General features: G+C 67.0%; 16 protein-coding genes and 1 pseudogene. 3 read left to right on the top strand and 14 right to left on the bottom strand.

The genetic code is table 11. The features are described from left to right. Window positions 1-13 precede the first annotated feature (13 nt). Genes smc through E0T84_RS08955 form a run of 3 tightly spaced genes read right to left on the bottom strand, consistent with a single transcriptional unit; the run spans window position 14 to window position 4,340 of the window. Complete coding sequence (smc, locus tag E0T84_RS08965; RefSeq protein ID WP_070947141.1) at window positions 14-3,601, bottom strand: chromosome segregation protein SMC; 3,588 nt, start codon at window positions 3,599-3,601, stop codon at window positions 14-16. A gap of 26 nt (window positions 3,602-3,627) precedes the next feature. Further along, window positions 3,628-3,936, bottom strand: coding sequence for an acylphosphatase (locus tag E0T84_RS08960; RefSeq protein WP_070187879.1), 309 nt, complete (start codon window positions 3,934-3,936; stop codon window positions 3,628-3,630). Next, on the bottom strand, window positions 3,933-4,340 hold the full coding sequence (locus E0T84_RS08955) for an OsmC family protein (protein ID WP_070187878.1): 408 nt from the start codon (window positions 4,338-4,340) through the stop codon (window positions 3,933-3,935). Before E0T84_RS08955 ends, E0T84_RS08960 begins: the two co-directional genes overlap by 4 nt. Before the next feature lie 139 nt (window positions 4,341-4,479). Here E0T84_RS08955 and E0T84_RS08950 point away from each other — a divergent pair, with 139 nt between their 5' ends. After that, a complete protein-coding gene (locus E0T84_RS08950) occupies window positions 4,480-5,307 on the top strand; it encodes a DUF4878 domain-containing protein (protein ID WP_070187877.1) in 828 nt (275 codons plus the stop codon). Between the two features lie 21 nt (window positions 5,308-5,328). Here the strand turns inward: E0T84_RS08950 and mutM are convergent, their stop codons facing one another. The 11 genes and pseudogenes from mutM to E0T84_RS08895 form a co-directional block, all read right to left on the bottom strand. Next, the gene (mutM, locus tag E0T84_RS08945) at window positions 5,329-6,201 is read right to left on the bottom strand and encodes a bifunctional DNA-formamidopyrimidine glycosylase/DNA-(apurinic or apyrimidinic site) lyase (RefSeq protein ID WP_070947143.1); all 873 of its coding nucleotides are present in this window, start codon (window positions 6,199-6,201) and stop codon (window positions 5,329-5,331) included. Window positions 6,202-6,207: 6 nt separating this feature from the next. Beyond that, window positions 6,208-6,900 carry a ribonuclease III gene (rnc, locus tag E0T84_RS08940; protein WP_070947144.1) on the bottom strand — a complete coding sequence of 231 codons (693 nt, stop codon included), beginning with the start codon at window positions 6,898-6,900 and terminating at the stop codon, window positions 6,208-6,210. After that, window positions 6,897-7,514, bottom strand: a complete 618-nt coding sequence (locus tag E0T84_RS08935) for a DUF177 domain-containing protein (RefSeq protein ID WP_070187874.1) — start codon at window positions 7,512-7,514, stop codon at window positions 6,897-6,899. Before E0T84_RS08935 ends, rnc begins: the two co-directional genes overlap by 4 nt. Window positions 7,515-7,579: 65 nt before the next feature. Next, window positions 7,580-8,317, bottom strand: a complete 738-nt coding sequence (sepIVA, locus tag E0T84_RS08930) for a cell division protein SepIVA (RefSeq protein WP_070187873.1) — start codon at window positions 8,315-8,317, stop codon at window positions 7,580-7,582. Window positions 8,318-8,461: 144 nt separating this feature from the next. Next, window positions 8,462-8,710 (bottom strand): annotated as a pseudogene (locus E0T84_RS08925) (hemerythrin domain-containing protein); the annotation flags it as partial. A 101-nt stretch (window positions 8,711-8,811) separates the two neighbouring features. Further along, window positions 8,812-9,288, bottom strand: coding sequence for a pantetheine-phosphate adenylyltransferase (coaD, locus tag E0T84_RS08920; RefSeq protein WP_070187871.1), 477 nt, complete (start codon window positions 9,286-9,288; stop codon window positions 8,812-8,814). A gap of 38 nt (window positions 9,289-9,326) precedes the next feature. Further along, window positions 9,327-9,881 (bottom strand): 16S rRNA (guanine(966)-N(2))-methyltransferase RsmD, encoded by a 555-nt coding sequence (gene rsmD / locus E0T84_RS08915; RefSeq protein ID WP_171054965.1) that lies wholly within the window; start codon window positions 9,879-9,881, stop codon window positions 9,327-9,329. Next, window positions 9,878-13,297 (bottom strand): pyruvate carboxylase, encoded by a 3,420-nt coding sequence (locus tag E0T84_RS08910; RefSeq protein ID WP_138744248.1) that lies wholly within the window; start codon window positions 13,295-13,297, stop codon window positions 9,878-9,880. Before E0T84_RS08910 ends, rsmD begins: the two co-directional genes overlap by 4 nt. 34 nt (window positions 13,298-13,331) lie before the next feature. Beyond that, entirely contained in the window at window positions 13,332-13,955 is a 624-nt protein-coding gene (locus E0T84_RS08905; RefSeq protein WP_138744247.1) for a vitamin K epoxide reductase family protein, read from the bottom strand. After that, window positions 13,952-14,773, bottom strand: coding sequence for a DsbA family protein (locus E0T84_RS08900; protein ID WP_138744246.1), 822 nt, complete (start codon window positions 14,771-14,773; stop codon window positions 13,952-13,954). Before E0T84_RS08900 ends, E0T84_RS08905 begins: the two co-directional genes overlap by 4 nt. A 27-nt stretch (window positions 14,774-14,800) precedes the next feature. Continuing rightward, window positions 14,801-15,937, bottom strand: a complete 1,137-nt coding sequence (locus E0T84_RS08895; RefSeq protein ID WP_171054957.1) for an alpha/beta hydrolase — start codon at window positions 15,935-15,937, stop codon at window positions 14,801-14,803. 13 nt (window positions 15,938-15,950) lie between these two features. On the opposite strand from E0T84_RS08895, the gene E0T84_RS08890 reads away from it, so the two are divergent. Beyond that, window positions 15,951-16,778 carry an aldo/keto reductase gene (locus E0T84_RS08890; protein ID WP_138744338.1) on the top strand — a complete coding sequence of 276 codons (828 nt, stop codon included), beginning with the start codon at window positions 15,951-15,953 and terminating at the stop codon, window positions 16,776-16,778. Between the two features lie 5 nt (window positions 16,779-16,783). Next, the gene (locus E0T84_RS08885; RefSeq protein ID WP_138744245.1) at window positions 16,784-17,626 is read left to right on the top strand and encodes an aldo/keto reductase; all 843 of its coding nucleotides are present in this window, start codon (window positions 16,784-16,786) and stop codon (window positions 17,624-17,626) included. Window positions 17,627-17,655 lie beyond the last annotated feature (29 nt).

Here is a 17,655-nt window from a genome sequence, read left to right as displayed (position 1 = left end):
CGCGGCAACCGAGTCAGCTCGGGTTGGCTGCCAGTTCCTGTCCCCGCATGCGCTGCGAGATCACGGTGGTGATGCCGTCGCCGCGCATCGTCACACCGTAGAGCGCGTCGGCCACCTCCATCGTGGGCTTCTGGTGGGTGATCACGATCAGCTGGGACTTCTCCCGCAGCTGCTCGAAAAGGCTGATCAGGCGGCGCAGGTTGACATCGTCGAGGGCAGCCTCGACCTCGTCCATCACGTAGAACGGAGAGGGCCGGGCCCGGAAGATCGCCACCAGCATCGCCACCGCGGTCAGCGACTTCTCACCACCGGACAGCAGCGACAGTCGTTTGATCTTCTTGCCCGGCGGTCTGGCCTCCACCTCGATGCCGGTGGTCAGCATGTCGGCCGGGTTGGTCAGCAGCAGCCGACCCTCTCCGCCGGGGAACAGCGTGGCGAACACCTGCTCGAATTCGCGCTCCACGTCGACGTAGGCCTCGGTGAACACCTGCAGGATGCGCGTGTCGACATCAGCGATGACGTCGAGAAGATCGGTGCGCGCGGCCTTGACGTCTTCCAGCTGGGTCGACAAGAAGTTGTAGCGCTCTTCCAACGCCGCAAACTCTTCCAGTGCAAGCGGATTGACCCGGCCGAGCTCGGAGAGCTCACGCTCGGCTTTCTTGGCCCGGCGCTCCTGCATCGGCCGGTCGAACGGCATCGGGGCGGGCGCCATTACCTGTTCGCCGCGCTCGCGCGCCTGCTCGTACTCCGCCATCTCCAGCTCGCTGGGCGGCAACGCGACCTGCGGGCCGTACTCGGCAATCAGGTCGGCGGCGGGCATACCAAACTGTTCGAGCACCTGGGCTTCGAGCTGTTCGATACGAAGTGCCGCTTGCGCTTTGGCCATCTCGTCGCGGTGCAGGGAGTCGGTGAGCGCGGTGATCCGCGCGTTGAGTTCGTTGACCGTGTCGCGCACCTGCGACAGCGCGGTGGCGCGCATCTGACGCTCGGTGGCCAACTCGTCGCGCATCCGTGAAGCCACCGACACCACGGCGCTCAAGCGCTGGGCCACCACGCGGCCGGACTCCGACACTGCCGCCGCCACCCGCGCGGCGTGTTCGCGCGCTTCCCGGGCACGTTGCGCGCGCACTCGGGCCTCGCGCTCGGCAGCAGCCGCCCGGCGCAGCGAATCAGCGCGTCCGCGAACCGCGTTCGCGCGCTCCTCGGCGGTACGCACCGCCAGCCGGGCCTCCACCTCGACCGAGCGCGCCGCCTCAGCAGCGGCTACCGTGGTCTGCCGGTCCACCGGCTCGGCCTCGAAGGTCGGCAGCTGCTCGGCGTTGTGCAACCGCGACTCCAGCTCGGCGAGTTCCTCCACCGTCTTGCCGCGTGCGGCCTCGAGCTCGTCACGTTGACGAACCAGCCGCTGATATTCGTCATCGGCCCCACGGGCATCCTGTCCCAAGCGGCCCAGCTGCTCATAGATCGCCGAAATCGCGGCATCGGATTCGTTGAGCGCGGCCATCGCCTCTTCGGCCGATTCCTGCCGGGCCGCTTGCTCGGCGAGCGCCCCCGACAGTGCAGCGGCGAGCTCGCCGGTCTGCCGGTCGGCGATCTCCAGTTCCGCTCGGGCCTTGTCGATCTCAGCGCTGATCTCGAGTGTGGACGGCTTGCGGTCGGAGCCGCCGCTGATCCACCCGGCGCCGACCAGGTCACCATCCGCGGTCACCGCACGCAGGTCCGGCCGGCCCGATACCAGCCGCACTCCGGTGGCCAGGTCGCTCACCACCGCCACCCCGGCGAGCATCGCGGTGATCGCCGGGCGCAGCCGGTCCGGAACGCTGACCACGTCGTTGGCCCAGATCGCCCCGTCGGGCAACACCCCTGACGGTGCCGAGCCGTTGCCGCTCCAGTCCCCCAGCAGCAGCGCCGCCCGGCCGCCGTCGGACTCTTTGAGCGCAGCCACGGCAGCCGCGGCCACCCCGAAATCCTCGGCCGCCAATGCGTCGGCAGCGGCACCCAAAACCGTCGCCACCGCCACCTCATGCCCCGGCTGTACCTTCAGGTACTCGCCGATGGTGCCGAAAAGGCCTGTGCCACTGTGGTTTTTCTGCAACCAGGCGGCCCCGTCACGCCGGTCCAGGCTGACCGAGAGAGCCTCGATACGGGCCCGCAGCGAAGCCACCTGCCGTTCGGCGGCCCGCTCGGCGGCCTGCAGCTCGGCAACCCGCTCGTCGGCGAGCCGCAGCGCTGCCACCGAGCGGTCGTGCTGGTCATCCAGGCCCACTTCCCCGGCGTCGAGCTCGCCGACGCGGTTCTGCACGGTTTCGAATTCGGCCTGCGTCTGTTGGGCTTTGGCGGCGGCTTCCTCGATGTTCACCGACAGGCGCATGACCCCGTCGTCGATCGACTCGACCCGAGTGCGCATCGTGTCGACCTGACCGGCCAACCGGGCCAGCCCTTCACGCCGGTCAGCCTCGGCCCGAGCGGCCGCCAGATGCGCCCGCTCGGCCTCGGCGGCGATTTGCTCACGCTCGGCCAGCTCGGCGCGGGCGGTCTCCAACACGATGCGCGACTCCTCGAGCTCGCCGAGCAGCTCCATTTCGAGCTCGGCAACCTCGTCGGCCTCGGCTTCGAGCGCCTCGGGATCCTGTCCGGTGGACACCTCGGTCTCGGCCTCGAACAACTGGGCCCGATCGGTCGCGATACGCACGGTCGCGCTCAACCGTTCGGCCAGGGCCGAGGCTCGGAACCAGGTCTGCTGGGCCGCTTCGGCGCGGCGGGTCAGTTCAGCGACGGCGGCCTCGTGCGCCTGCAGTTCGACGGTCGATGCCTCCAGCCGGACGGTCGCCTCATCGTGCTCGCGGCGCAGCGTGGTCTCGGCCTGGTTGGTGTTGTGGAACTCAACCTGCCGCCGCACCAAATCGTCGGCGGCCAGGCGCAGCCGGGCATCACGCAGATCGGCCTGGATCGTCGCCGCGCGCCGGGCCATCTCGGCCTGACGGCCCAGCGGCTTGAGCTGACGGCGCAGCTCGGTGGTCAGGTCGGTCAGGCGGGCAAGGTTCGCCGCCATCGAGTCGAGCTTGCGCACCGCCTTTTCCTTGCGCTTGCGGTGCTTGAGCACCCCGGCGGCCTCCTCGATGAAGGCGCGGCGATCTTCGGGACGCGACTCCAGGATCTCCGAGAGCTTGCCCTGGCCGACGATGACGTGCATCTCGCGGCCGATGCCGGAGTCGCTGAGCAGCTCCTGAACATCCATCAACCGGCAGCTGCTGCCGTTGATCTCGTATTCGCCTGCGCCGTCACGGAACACGCGGCGGGTGATCGACACCTCGGAATACTCGATCGGCAGCGCGTTGTCGGAGTTGTCGATGGTCAGCGTCACCTCGGCGCGGCCCAGCGGCGCCCGCGAGGACGTGCCGGCGAAGATGACGTCCTCCATCTTGCCGCCGCGCAGGGTCTTGGCACCCTGCTCGCCCATCACCCAGGTCAGTGCGTCGACCACGTTCGACTTGCCCGACCCGTTCGGGCCGACGACGCAGGTGATGCCGGGTTCGAAACGCAGAGTCGTCGGCGAAGCGAAGGACTTGAAGCCCTTCAGCGTCAGACTCTTGAGGTGCACGGCGATTTACCCTACCGCCGAGTCGGCTACCGTTCGCGAAACCCCGCCATCGGGGCGTCGGCATCCGCCCAATCTGCGACGACGTGATCCACCGACCCCGGCGTCTGCCCGCTCTGCAGCAGCTCAAGCAATCGCTGACATTTCTCGCGCGGCCCCTGGGCCACCACGTGCACCCGGCCGTCGGGGCGATTCGAAGCAAACCCGGTCAGGCCGAGCTCCAGCGCCCGTGACCGGGTCCACCACCGGAACCCCACGCCTTGCACATGACCGTGCACCCAGGCACTCAGGCGCACCTCGGCGCCGGGCCCATCCGCGGGGAGTTCCGGCCCGGTCATCGACTGGCGACCTCGAACTTCACCTCTGTGCCCGATTTGAGGGTCCGGCCGACTGTGCACACCTGGTCGATCGCGCGTTCGACCACCGTCAGCAGCCGGGCCACCTCGGCTTCTGAGAGGTTCGACACGTCGATCTCGAGTTTCTCCTCAAGCAGCGGGTAACGCTCCTGCTCTCGGTCCGCCGGGCCCGAGACCCGGATCGTCGCCGGATAGTCGTCGCCCAAGCGGCGGCGCAGTGGCTGGTCACTGGACATGCCGCTGCACGCCGCCAGCGCGATTTTCATCAACTCGCCCGGGGTGAACACGCCCTCGACGTCCTCGCTGCCGACCAGTACCTCTGCACCGCGCGAACTGCGCCCGACATACCTGCGCACACCGGTGCGGTCAACCCAAAGTTCGGTCATGCGGTATTTCTACACGTCGCGACACGCGGGTATTCCGGCGGTGACGGCTGCCGATTCACCCCGACGCTCATGATTCGGGGCGCCGGCGAACGAGACAGCGACGATAGACTCGACTGACCGACTTTCGCCGAGGAGCACTGTGACCTATCCGCCGAGTAATCCGCCCACTCCGCCACCGGGTTCTCCCGAGCCGTGGCAGCAGCCGTACCAGCAGGGCGGGCCTCAGGGATATCCGAACACCGGCGGTAATCCCGAGCAGCCTTTCGGCTCGCCCTACGGGGCACCTCAGCAGCCGCAGCAGCCCTACGGATCCCCTTACGGTCCACCACAGCAGCCGCAGCAGCCCTACGGATCCCCCTACGGGGCACCGCAGCAGCCGCAACAACCTCAGAACCCCTACGGATCACCGTATGGAGCGCCCCAGCAGCCTTACGGAACGCCTTACGGAGCCCAGCCTTACGGCGCTCCGCAGCAGCCATACGGCTACCCCACTCCGCAACCGCCCAAAGGTGGCAACGGCAAATGGCTCGCGATCGCTGGTGCGGTCCTCGCGGTGGTCGTGGTGGTCGGGGCCGTCCTCATCTTCGGGCTGGGCGGCGATTCGAAGTCCAACGGCCGCATCAGCGCGGGCTCCTCGACCGGCGAGAGTTCGGCCGAGCAGGAGGTCAGAGAATTCCTCGAACAGGTGATGGCCGACAAAGGTGACTTCAAGGACGCCCTGCCCTACTTCTGCCAAGCCGATCAGGACCTTTTCGAGAAGGTAGGCGGTTTGGACGCGATCGACATTCCGCACGACAACACCGGCGCGAACGAGACCGCAGAGATCAGCAAGATCACGGTCACCGGTGACAAGGCCGTGGTGGATCTGTCGACAAGCCGGGGTGCGGCCAAGTTCTACCTGCGCAAGGAGAACGGGTCGTGGAAGATCTGCATGTCCGACTCGCCGGAGCTGTCCGGCATCCGATGAGCGCCGCTCACCTCTGCGGCGTCAGCCTCGCGGACCCCTCGGGCGGGGCTGACATCGTGGACAGTAAAACGACGACCGATTCATGAACTTGTCGCGGCGCATCACCGCGCCGCACCGTCGGCACGGTTCCCCTTCGCGGCCGTAGGCGTCCAACGACCGTTCGAAGTACCCGGATTCGCCGTTGACATTGACATACAGCGAATCGAATGACGTCCCGCCCTGACTCAGCGCGTCGGTCATCACCTCCGCCGCGGCGTCGAGCACTTCTGCCAGTCGGCGACGCGGCAGCAGTGCTGCGGTTCTGGCGCCGTTGACCTTGGTCCGCCACAGTGCCTCGTCGGCGTAGATGTTGCCGATACCGGACACCACGGTCTGATCGAGCAGCTGACGTTTGATCTCAGAGTGCTTGCGCCGCAGCACGGTAACCACATGGTCGCGGTCGAAGAGCGGGTCGAGCGGATCACGGGCGACGTGCGCCACCGGTTGCGGCACCGCGGTGCCGTCGACCGTCACCAACTCGGCCAGCTGCCAGCCGCCGAACGTACGTTGGTCGACGAAGCTCAAGGCGGTGCCGTCGTCGAGCATCGCGGCGATCCGCAGATGCCGATCGTCACGGATCGGCCCCAGCAGCATCTGGCCGCTCATCCCGAGGTGCACCACCAAGGCGCCGGTCTCCTCGCCGTCGTCGGCCCCCAGGGTCAGCCACAGATACTTGCCGCGGCGACCGGTCCCGGTGATGCGGGCACCGAGTAGCCGGGCGGTCAGGTCAGCGGGGCCGGCCTCATGACGGCGTATGGCGCGCGGATGATGCACCCGCACCGCCGAAATCGATTTGCCCGCAACATGTTCCTGTAACCCGCGGCGGACTACCTCTACCTCGGGTAGCTCGGGCATCGATGCTCACGCATTGTCGAGTGCATTCCAGGCTGCGGCGGCCGCCTTGAGTTCAGCCTCTTTCTTGTTGCGACCGACGCCCCTGCCGTACTCGACATCGGCCACCACCACGACCGCCGAGAACTCCTTGTCGTGATCGGGCCCGGTTGAGGTCACCACATAGCTGGGAGCCCCGAGGCCGCGGGAGGCGGTCAGCTCCTGCAAGCTGCTCTTCCAATCCAGTCCGGCGCCCAGCGTCGGCGCCGTATCGAGCAGCTCACCGAACAACCGCAGGATCACCTCACGCGAAGTCCTCAGACCGTGTTGCAAGTAGATTGCGCCGAGCAGGGATTCGACCCCATCGGCGAGGATGCTGGACTTGTCGGCACCACCGGAGTTCTCCTCGCCCTTGCCCAGAAACAGGTGAGTGCCGAGGCCGCCGTCGGTCAGCCCGCGGCCCACATCGGCCAGCGCCTGGGTGTTGACGATGCTGGCGCGAAGCTTCGCCAGATCCCCCTCCGAGCGCTCGGGGTGGCGGTGATAGAGCTCCTCGGTGATCGTCAATCCGAGCACCGCGTCGCCGAGGAACTCCAGCCGCTCGTTGGTCGGCAGGCCACCGTTCTCGTAGGAATAGCTGCGATGGGTCAACGCGATGGTGAGTAGTTCGGCCGGGAGGTCGACGCCGAGTGCCTCCAGCAAATCCGCGTGCGGGTCGGTCACTCGTCGCCCCTGGGCCGTTCTTCGTCGGGCAACATCGCGGCCAGCTTGGCCCAGCGAGGGTCGATCTTGTCGTGGTGATGTCCCGGCTCGGCGCTGGCCAGCGCGACACCGCAATCGGGGCACAGGCCCGGACAATCCGGACGACACAGCGGGGAGAACGGCAATGCCAATCCGACGGCGTCGATGATCGGCTGTTCCAGATCGACCGTGTCGGCCTGCCCGGAGCCGCCCACCCGACCGAGCTCGTCAGCCTCGGTCGTCTCGTCAGTGGTGCTGTCGGGGTAGGCGTACAGCTCGGTCAGGTCGATCTCGACATCGCCGGTCAGCTCTTGCAGGCAACGCGCGCACTCGCCGACGGTGGGGGCCGAGACGGTTCCGCTGACCAGCACACCCTCCGAAACCGACTGAAGCTGCAGATCGAGCTGCAGCGGCGCGCCCTTCTCGATGGCGACCAGCTCGGCGCCGATCCGCACCGGGCTGGGCACCGTTTCCTGGTGAGCCAAGAACGAACCCGGTCGCCGACCCAGGCGGGAAACATCGATCACCAAGGGCGATCGGGGGTTACTGCGCTTATCGGGCCCCTCCCGACCGGCCGATCTCGCGTGCGTCGCCATGCTTCCGATCCTACGGCGGCGGCAGAGCGCGCCACGACGCAGTAGCGCGCCGACACCGCCCGCCGTCAGCGGGTGGCGTAATCGTGTGTACCCGCGGTCGTGCGCAGCTGGTGACGTCCGCGGCCAACGGAGCGCAACGTGCCGTTGAGGAACTCCTCGAACTCCGCCAGTTTGCTGTCGACGTAGATGTCGCACTCCCCGCGCAACCGGTCGGCTTCGGCGTGCGCCGCGTCGATGAGGCGGGTGGCCTCAGCGGTCGCCGTCGCGACGATCTCGGTCTGCGACACGAGGCGCTGCTGCTCCTTGATGCCCTCCTGGACAGCCTTCTCGTAGGACAGGTTGCCGTTCTCGATCAGGCGGTCGGCTTCGGCCTTCGCCCGGCCCGTGCTGGCGTCGTACTCGCGCTTCGCCACCGCCGCCTGCCGCGCCGCCTCTTCGCGGGCCTCACCGACCATGCGCTCACTGTGCTGGCGCGCCTCGGCGACCATCCGATCGGCCTGGGCCTTGGCATCGGCCAAAAGCCGGTCGGCCTCACTCCTGGCGTGGTTGAGCATGCCGTCGGCGTCCGCGTTGGACTTGGACATCACCGACTCGCAGTGTTCCTTGGCCTCGCGCAGCAGCGAGTCACGTGCATCGAGGACGTCCTGCGCGTCGTCGAGCTCGCCCGGGATGGCGTCCTTGATGTCATCGATCAACTCGAGGACGTCCCCGCGCGGGACCACGCAGCCGGCGGTCATCGGCACGCCGCGCGCTTCTTCGACGATCGCGCCGAGCTCGTCGAGCGCTTCAAAAACTCGGTACACGGCAAAACCCTCCAGGTCGTCGTTGTTAGTGACTAGTGTGCCTGGTGTTACGCCTGTGACTGGGGAGCACAAACGGTGTGTCGCCCCGGCCGTCGCCGGCTGTGAGCGGCGTCATCCCGCCATCGGCCGGTCGTCCGGGCAAATTCACCGCAGCGCGGCGCCGATCAGATCGCGTGCCCGATCGAGTATCGAGGCGAACGGTCCGACCGCGAAATTCAGCGCAGCCGATTCCACGCCGGGGTGCGGGCGGGTGGGCGCGATCGCCTCGGCGGCCTGAACGGCCTTGACCATCCGTTCGAGATCGTCGGCGTCGAGCTTGCGATGTAGCTTGTCGAACTCTTCGTGTTCTTCGTGCTCGGCGTGGTCGATCACGGCGTCGCGGAACTTGGCAACGAACGTATCGGGCACGGCGAAAACCTCCGCGAATCGGGTTTCAGGTCGGGGCGCATGGGCTGAGCGCCACCCAGAACGCAGATACCCCCCGCCGCCGCGAGCTAACCCCCGAGCTTCTCCCGCAACCGGCGGTTGACCGGCTCGGGAAGCAGCGCAGACACGTCACCGCCCAGGGAGGCAACCTCCTTGGCCAACGACGACGACACGAACGAATACTGCGGCGTGGTCGCGACGAAGAACGTGTCGACACCGGCCACGTGCTTGTTCATCTGCGCCATCTGCAGCTCGTACTCGAAGTCGGTGCCGGTGCGCAGGCCCTTGACGATCGCGGTCAGCCCACGGGCCTTGACGAAGTCGACCACCAGGCCCTGCCCCGACTCGACCCTCAGATTCGGCAGGTGCGCCGTCGACTCGGCGATCATCGCCATACGCTCGTCGAGATCGAACATGCCCTTCTTGTTGGGATTCACCAGAACCGCGACCACGACTTCGTCGAACTGCGCAGCCGCGCGCTCGAAGATGTCCACATGGCCAAGGGTCACCGGATCGAAGGAACCGGGGCATACCGCGCCACTCATGGGTGACGACGCTACAGGCCGCCGAATCAGCCGCTCCGCTAGCCCACATCGGCGAGCTCGACGCGGGTGTCGCCGTAGCGCCGCGTGCTCAGCTCATCCCAGCCCGTCGGCCAACTCGCCGGCCGGCTCGATGCGCGTCGCTCGACCAGCACGAGGGTGCCCGCGGCCACCCATCCGGTACCGGCCAACGCCGCGAGCATCGCATCGACTGCGGCGTCATCCAGGTCATACGGCGGGTCGGCGAACACCAGATCCACCGGCCGCGTCGCACCGCCGGCCAATACCGTGTCGACACTGCCCCGGCGTACCGTGGCGTGGCGGACGCCGAGAGCGGCGATGTTCTCGGCGATGACCGTAGCCGCCCGCGCATCCGACTCGACAAAAGTGGCCGACGTTGCGCCCCGCGAAAGCGCTTCCAGGCCAAGCGCTCCCGAACCTGCGTACAGATCCAGCACAGCCAATCCGGCGAAGTCCAGCCGCGCCGTCAACGCATTGAACACGGCCTCCCTGACCCGATCGGAAGTAGGTCGGGTACCGCTGCGCGGCACCGCAATCCGACGGCCCCCGTACGCGCCGGCGATGATGCGGGTCAGATTGATCCCCCGGTCGCTTCGCTCCTGCCCGCCGAACCGACCACCACCAGGAGGTCACCGCCTTCGACCTGGGCCGTGGCAGCCACCGCGACGCGTTCGACAGTGCCGGCCCTGGGCGCGGTGATCGCGGCTTCCATCTTCATCGCCTCGATGGTGGCAATGGTCGCGCCGGCCTCCACCGTGTCACCGGCGGCGACGCCGACGGTGACCACACCGGCGAACGGGGCCGCGACATGATCCGGGTTGTTGCGGTCGGCCTTCTCGGCGGCCGGGACCTCGCTGGCGATGCTGCGGTCGCGCACGGTGATCGGACGAAGTTGCCCGTTGAGGATGCACATCACCGTGCGCATACCGCGTTCATCGGCATCCGAGATCGCTTCCAGACCGATCAGCAGCTGCACACCGCGCTCAAGCTCGACCCGATGCTCGTCGCCGTAACGCAGACCGTAGAAGAACTGGTTGGCGCTCAGGCCAGAGGTGTCCCCGTACTCCTCGCGGTGCGCCTCGAACTCCTTGGTCGGCCCCGGGAACAACAACCGGTTCAACGCCGCCTGACGCTTGGGACCGGGCGCAGCCAACAACGCTTCGTCCTCGACCGAGAGTTCCTGGATCGGCCTGGCCGGACCCCGCCCTTCGAGAGCCTTGGTCCGCAACGGCTCCGGCCATCCGCCCGGTGGGTCACCGAGTTCGCCACGCAGGAAACCGATCACGCTGTCGGGGATGTCGTAGCGGGCCGGGTCGGCGGCAAACTCCTGCGCGCTCACACCGGCGCCCAGCAGCGCCAGTGCCAGATCCCCGACCACCTTGCTCGACGGCGTCACCTTCACCAACCGACCCAACATCCGGTCGGCCGCAGCGTAATTGGCCTCGATGTCCTCGAACCGGTCCCCGAACCCCAGCGCGATGGCCTGCTGGCGCAGATTGCTCAACTGCCCACCGGGGATCTCGTGGGTGTAGACCCGTCCCGTCGGAGAAGGAAGGCCGGACTCGAACGGCGCGTACACCTTTCGCAGCGCCTCCCAGTACGGCTCCAGATCGCACACCGCGCCCAGCGACAACCCGGTGTCGTACTCGGTATGGGCGGCCGCGGCCACGATCGAGGACAACGCCGGCTGACTGGTAGTGCCGGCCAGCGGCGCCGCCGCACCGTCGACCGCAGACGCACCGGCCTGCCAGGCCGCCAGATACGTGGCCAACTGCCCACCCGGGGTGTCATGGGTATGCACGTGTACCGGCAGATCGAAGCGAGACCGCAACGCGCTCACCAACAGATGTGCCGACTGCGGGCGCAACAACCCGGCCATGTCCTTGATCGCGAGCACATGCGCGCCCGCGTCGACGATCTGCTCGGCCAACTTGAGGTAGTAGTCCAGCGTGTACAGATTCTCCGCCGGGTCCGACAGGTCTCCGGTGTAGGACATCGCGACTTCGGCGATCGCCGTGCCGGTTTCGCGCACCGCGTCGATCGCCGGACGCATGGATTCGACATTGTTCAGCGCGTCGAAGATCCGGAAGATGTCAATGCCGGTGGCCGCTGCTTCTTCCACGAACGCCTGGGTCACCAGTTCCGGATAGGGCGTGTAGCCCACCGTGTTGCGGCCCCGCAACAGCATCTGCAGACAGATGTTGGGTATGGCCTCACGCAGCGCAGCCAGGCGCTCCCACGGGTCTTCCTTCAAGAACCGAAGCGCCACATCGTAAGTCGCCCCACCCCAGCATTCGATGGACAGCAACTGCGGCATCATCCGCGACACATACGGTGCCACCTTCAGCAGCCCGGTGGACCGCAGCCGCGTGGCCAGCAGTGACTGATGGGCATCGCGGAACGTCGTATCGGTAACGCCGACCGCCTTGGAATCACGCATCCAACGCGCGAACCCTTCGGGCCCCAACTCGACCAGGCGCTGCTTGGAGCCCGCCGCAGGCACCGTCGACAGGTCCAGCGCAGGCAGCTTGTCCTGCGGGTACACCCCCGTCGGCCGCTCGCCGTTGGGCTTGTTCACCGTGACATCAGCCAGGTAGTTCAAGATCTTGGTGCCGCGGTCGGCCGGGGTGTGCGCGGTCAGCAACTGCGGGCGATCGTCGATGAACGAAGTGGTGATCCGTCCGGCACGGAAATCCGGATCGTCGATCACCGCCTGCAAAAACGGGATGTTCGTCGAAACCCCGCGAATCCGGAACTCGGCCAGCGCCCGCCGGGCACGCGAGACCGCGGTGGAGAAGTCCCGCCCGCGGCAGGTCAGCTTGACCAGCATCGAATCGAAATGCGCCGAGATCTCGGCACCCAGGTTCGAGCCACCGTCCAAGCGGATACCCGCACCGCCGGGCGACCGGTAGGCGGTAATCCGCCCGGTATCCGGCCGGAACCCGTTGGCCGGATCCTCGGTCGTGATCCGACACTGCATCGCGGCCCCGCGGATCACCAACGAGTCCTGGCTCAAGCCCAGATCGGCCAGGCTCTCCCCGGCCGCGATGCGCAACTGCGAGCCCACCAGGTCCACGTCGGTGATCTCCTCGGTCACCGTGTGCTCCACCTGGATACGTGGATTGCACTCGATGAACACGTGATGGCCGCGCTCGTCGAGCAGGAACTCGATGGTGCCCGCGCAGCTGTAGCCGATCTGTCGGGCCAGAGCCACCGCATCCGCGCAAATCTGTTCGCGCAAACCAGGATCCAGATTCGGTGCCGGCGCCAGCTCGATCACCTTCTGATGCCGCCGCTGCACGCTGCAATCCCGCTCGAACAGGTGCATCACGTTGCCCTGCGTATCGGCGAGGATCTGCACCTCGATGTGGCGCGGGTTGATGACGGCCTGCTCCAGATACACCGCGGGATCACCGAAGGCCGACTCCGCCTCCCGCGAGGCCGCCTCCACCGCCTCGGGCAGCGCCTCGGGGTCGGTGACGCGGCGCATACCGCGCCCACCACCACCGGACACCGCCTTGACGAACAGCGGGAACGTCATATCCCGTGCCGCGGCGACCAATTCGTCCACCGACGACGACGGCGCCGAAGACGCGAGCACCGGCAGTCCCGCGGCCTTCGCCGCCGCGATCGCCCGTGCCTTGTTGCCGGTCAATTCCAAGACCTGCGCCGAAGGCCCCACAAACGTGATGCCCGCCTCCGCACACGCCGAGGCCAGTTCCGGGTTCTCCGACAAGAACCCGTATCCCGGATAGACCGCATCCGCACCGGAATGCTTGGCCACCCTGATGATCTCTTCCACCGACAGGTATGCCCGTACCGGATGACCGATCTCACCGATCTGATACGACTCATCGGCCTTCAACCGGTGCAGCGAATTGCGATCCTCATACGGATACACCGCCACCGTCGCGATACCCATCTCATAAGCAGCACGGAACGCGCGGATCGCAATCTCGCCACGATTGGCGACTAGCAGTTTGGAAATCACGGGTAGACCTAACCGACAAGTTATTTCGGAAGTGTTACAGCAGCGTTGACCAGTATTCCCAGAAACGCACCAAGATCAACAGCACAAGTGAGGTGAACCAGAATGCCACGAGCGACCAGCGCCACTGATAGACCGCCCGGGCGACCGCATTGGTGTGCAGCGGCCGCAGCGCGATGGAGCTCGTGACCACCAGCAGCGGGATGGTCACCGACCACACCACCATGCAGTACGGGCACAGGGCGCCGATGCGGTAAAGGCTCTGGAAGATCAGCCAGTGCACCAAGACGGCACCGAGCAGGGTTCCGGTGGCAAACCCGGCCCAGTACCAGCGCGGCAGCCGGACACCCGCCACCGCCAGCACGCCGGTGACCAGGGTGAGCGTGAACGCGACCACCCCGATCAGCGAATTCGGGAATCCGAAGACCGATGCTTGCGGGGTGGTCATCACCGACCCGCAGGAGATCACCGGGTTGATGCTGCAGGTCGGGACGTAAGCCGGATCGATCAGCAGCTCGATCTTCTCGACCGTGAGTGCCAGCGCCGCGGCCAGGCCGAGGACACCTGCGATGAGCACCCAGATGGCACTGGCCCTGCCCACCGCTACGCCCCGGGACTCCTCGGTCCCGAGCTCATCGAGCTCAGCGGCAGTGTCAGTCATGGGGCGGCAGGCGCGGGAGCGGGAGCTGCCGGTGCGGCCGGAGCCCCAGGGGCAGGCGCAGCGGGTGCGGCGGGGCCGGGGGCCGGGCCCTTCAGCGCAGGTAGGTCACCGACGACTTCCTTGACCTTCGCGATCAGCGCGTCAGGGGTGCTCGGGTCGTAGTCCTCGCCGTTGAACCGGACGGTCGGGGTCGAGCGGATTCCGGTGGCGGCCGCCATGCCCTGCACCATCTCGACGTACCGGCCCTTGGTGATGCAATCGGGTACCTCACCTGCGGCACCGGCCTGGCGGGCGAGTTCTATGATCCGGGCGTTGTCGGGATAGACCCCACCGCCCTCCTCCGGCTGGATACCGGGCGTGAAGAGAGCGGAATGGAAACGGCGGAATGCTTCGACGGACTCGTCGGCGATGCAGTACGCGGCGCCGCCGGCCCGCGACGAGTAACCGTTGCCGGCCCTGTCCAGGATCGCCACCATGTGGTAGTCGACGGCGACCGCGCCGGTGTCGATGAGCTTGTTGATGGTCGGGCCGAACTGCTGCTCCAGATTGCCGCAGGCCGGGCACAGGAAATCCTCGAAGAGGCTCAGCGTGACCTTGGGCTCGGTGGTGCCCTCCTTGGTGATCACGTTGGGCGCGGCCACGTGCACGGCCCGGGCTTCCCCCGCGGCCGGCCGCTTGTGGCCGGTGGTCACGATGTAGAGCACCAGGCCGACGGCAAACAGCACCACCACGGCTGTCAGTCCGATCTGAACCCACCGGTTGCGCTTGCGGTCAGCCGCCTTGAGGTCGTACTTCGCGGTCTTCTTCGGTTTGGCCACGTCGACCAGCGTACCGGCGCCGACCGGTCAACTTTCGGCGTGGCTGAGATGTGCGCGCAGCGCAGAGATCATCGCGCCCGTGGCGGTGGCGCTGCCGCCACCCAGCGGAAAGAAGTTGGCGAACGCGTGGATCATGGATCGCTCCTCGCGAAGGTCGACCACCACCCCGGCCTCGCGCAGCGCCCTGGCATATCGGTTGCCCTCGTCCCGCAACGGATCGAATCCCGCGGTGACTACCAGTGCCGGAGGCAAGCCGGACAGATCCTCGCTGAGCAGCGGCGAAACCAGCGGATCCTGCGCCGACACCTCAGCGCCGTCGAGGTAATGCCCGGCAAACCAGTCCATGTCGCGCTTACCCAGGAAATAGCCGTCGGCGAACAATGTCTTGGATCGCGTGTCGCTCGACAGGTCGGTGACCGGATAGAGCAGCAGCTGCAATGCGGGCAACGGCAGTTCGGAGTCGCGGGCCTGCTGAGCCACCACGGCTGCCAGGTTGCCCCCGGCACTGTCTCCCCCGACGACGATGCGGGTGGCCCCCAGGCCGGCAGCATGGTCGAGTGCCCATTGGTACGCCGCGTAGGCGTCGTCGACGGCAGCGGGCGCCTTGTGCTCGGGCGCGAGCCGATAGTCGACGGAGATCACCTGGATTCCGCCGTCCCGGCAGATCAGCCGGCACAGACTGTCGTGGGTGTCGAGATCACCGATCACGAAGCCACCGCCGTGGAAGTACAACAGCAGCGCCGGGAGCGCCGGGGACCCGCTGCCGTCGGGGACGTACCGTCGCGCCGACATCGGCCCAGCCGGCCCCGGAATGGAAATATCGGTCACGTCCGCACGGATCCGGGCCTTCATCATGCCCGCCGTCACCGCCAACGCCGCGCGAGAGACGGCGACACCGGATTCCGGGCTGTAATCGGCAACCAATCCGCCGACTCCGGCCGCATGTTGGGCGGCCAGGGTGAACTGCAGCGTCGTGTCCAGGGTGTTGCCGTCGACCGTGACCGAACGCCCACCCAGCAACAGTCTCTTGAGCCGATCCGGGATCCGCGGAATCGCCGCCAAGGTGAACCCGGTCGCCCGTTCCAGCACCACCTGTTTGACCGCATCCCGGCCATGACCGTCACGTCTGCCTCCGACTGGTCCGCCTGGCAGACTTTCAGTCATGGCTGCTCCCTCTGTGAGTCCTCGTGTCACGCTCAACGACGGTAATTCGATACCGCAAGTCGGATTGGGGGTTTGGCAGACCCCCGCCGAAGAAACCGAACGTGCAGTGAGCGCGGCTCTGCAGGCAGGCTATCGGCACATCGACACCGCGGCCGCCTACCGCAACGAGGCCGAGACCGGCCGCGGCCTGGTCGACTCCGGGGTCCCCCGCGACGAAGTGTTCCTGGTGACCAAGCTGTGGAACAGCGACCAGGGATATGAGTCCACGCTGGCTGCGTTCGACGCCAGCCTGGACCGGCTCGGTGTCGACTACCTCGACCTCTATCTGATCCACTGGCCGATGCCGGCCAACAACGCATTTGTCGACACGTTCAAGGCGTTCGCGCACCTGCACGATCAGGGCCGGGTCCGGTCGATCGGAGTGAGCAACTTCGAACCCGAACACCTCGAGGTCCTCATCGACTCGACCGGCATCGTGCCCGCAGTCAATCAGGTCGAATTGCACCCACTGCTACCGCAACAAGAACTTCGTGAGGTGCACGCCAGACTGGGCATCGCCACCGAGGCCTGGAGCCCGCTCGGCCAGGGCTCGCTGCTGACCGATCCGGTGATCACCGGGATCTCCGAACGGCATGGTAAAACCGCCGCACAGGTACTGATTAGGTGGCATATCCATCTGGGTAATATCGTCATCCCCAAGTCGGTAAACCCCGAGCGGATTGTCAGCAATTTCGACGTGTTCGATTTCGATCTGGACGAAACGGACATGGCGGCCATCGCCACGTTGAAGACAGACACCCGCCTGGGTCCCGATCCGCGAACCTTCAACTTCACAGGATAGGTGACATGACCTCCTCGGACGGGGCTGCGATTCCCACCGTCACGCTCAACGACGACCGCACGATCCCCGTGGTCGGCCTCGGCGTCGGCGGCCTCTCGGATTCTGAGGCAGAGCGCGTGGTGTCCGCGGCACTGGAGGCGGGCCACCGGTTGATCGACACGGCAGCTGCCTATGACAACGAAGCCGGCGTCGGGCGCGCCATCGCGGCCTCGGGCATTCCCCGCGAAGACATCTCGGTCACCACCAAACTGGCCATCACCGACCACGGCTTCCAGTCCTCACAAAACGCCGGACGGGCCAGCCTGGAGCGGCTGGGCCTGGACTACGTCGACCTGTATCTGATCCATTGGCCCGGCAACGACGTCGGCAAGTACGTCGACAGCTGGGGTGGGCTGATGGCGCTCAAGCAGGAGGGGCTGGCCCGCTCCACCGGGGTGTCCAATTTCAGCCCGGAGAACCTCTCGACGATCGTCGACCTGACGTTCACGGCGCCCGCGGTCAATCAGATCGAGCTGCACCCGTTGCTGAACCAGAGTGACTGGCGGGCCGCGAACGCCCGGTACAACGTCGTCACACAGGCCTACAGCCCGCTCGGCGTCGGCAATCTGCTCGACAACCCGGCGGTCACGGCCATCGCCGAGGCGCACGGCAAAACCCCGGCGCAGGTGCTGATCCGCTGGAGCATCCAGCTGGGCAACATCGTGATCTCCCGGTCGACCAACCCGGAGCGGATCGCGTCCAACCTCGACGTGTTCGGCTTCGAGCTGAGCGCCGCGCAGATGGACAGCCTGAGCGGCCTCGATGACGGCACCCGGTTCCGGCCGGACCCGGCGACCTTCACGGGGTAACACCCCAAACCGGTGTCACTCAGCCGATC

The organism is Mycobacterium sp. DBP42, assembly GCF_005924235.1.
In the GTDB taxonomy this organism is placed as follows: Bacteria; Actinomycetota; Actinomycetes; order Mycobacteriales; family Mycobacteriaceae; genus Mycobacterium; species Mycobacterium syngnathidarum.
Note: the sequence above shows the minus strand (reverse complement) of the source record. Positions and strands in the feature narration are given on the sequence as shown.

Coding starts and splice junctions, on each gene's coding strand:
- E0T84_RS08960 (WP_070187879.1), bottom strand. CDS start 3,936: ATGACCGGGCCGGAACTCCCCGCGGATGGGCCCGGCGCCGAGGTGCGC.
- E0T84_RS08955 (WP_070187878.1), bottom strand. CDS start 4,340: ATGACCGAACTTTGGGTTGACCGCACCGGTGTGCGCAGGTATGTCGGG.
- mutM (WP_070947143.1), bottom strand. CDS start 6,201: ATGCCCGAGCTACCCGAGGTAGAGGTAGTCCGCCGCGGGTTACAGGAA.
- E0T84_RS08935 (WP_070187874.1), bottom strand. CDS start 7,514: ATGGCGACGCACGCGAGATCGGCCGGTCGGGAGGGGCCCGATAAGCGC.
- coaD (WP_070187871.1), bottom strand. CDS start 9,288: ATGAGTGGCGCGGTATGCCCCGGTTCCTTCGATCCGGTGACCCTTGGC.
- E0T84_RS08905 (WP_138744247.1), bottom strand. CDS start 13,955: ATGACTGACACTGCCGCTGAGCTCGATGAGCTCGGGACCGAGGAGTCC.
- E0T84_RS08895 (WP_171054957.1), bottom strand. CDS start 15,937: ATGACTGAAAGTCTGCCAGGCGGACCAGTCGGAGGCAGACGTGACGGT.
- E0T84_RS08885 (WP_138744245.1), top strand. CDS start 16,784: ATGACCTCCTCGGACGGGGCTGCGATTCCCACCGTCACGCTCAACGAC.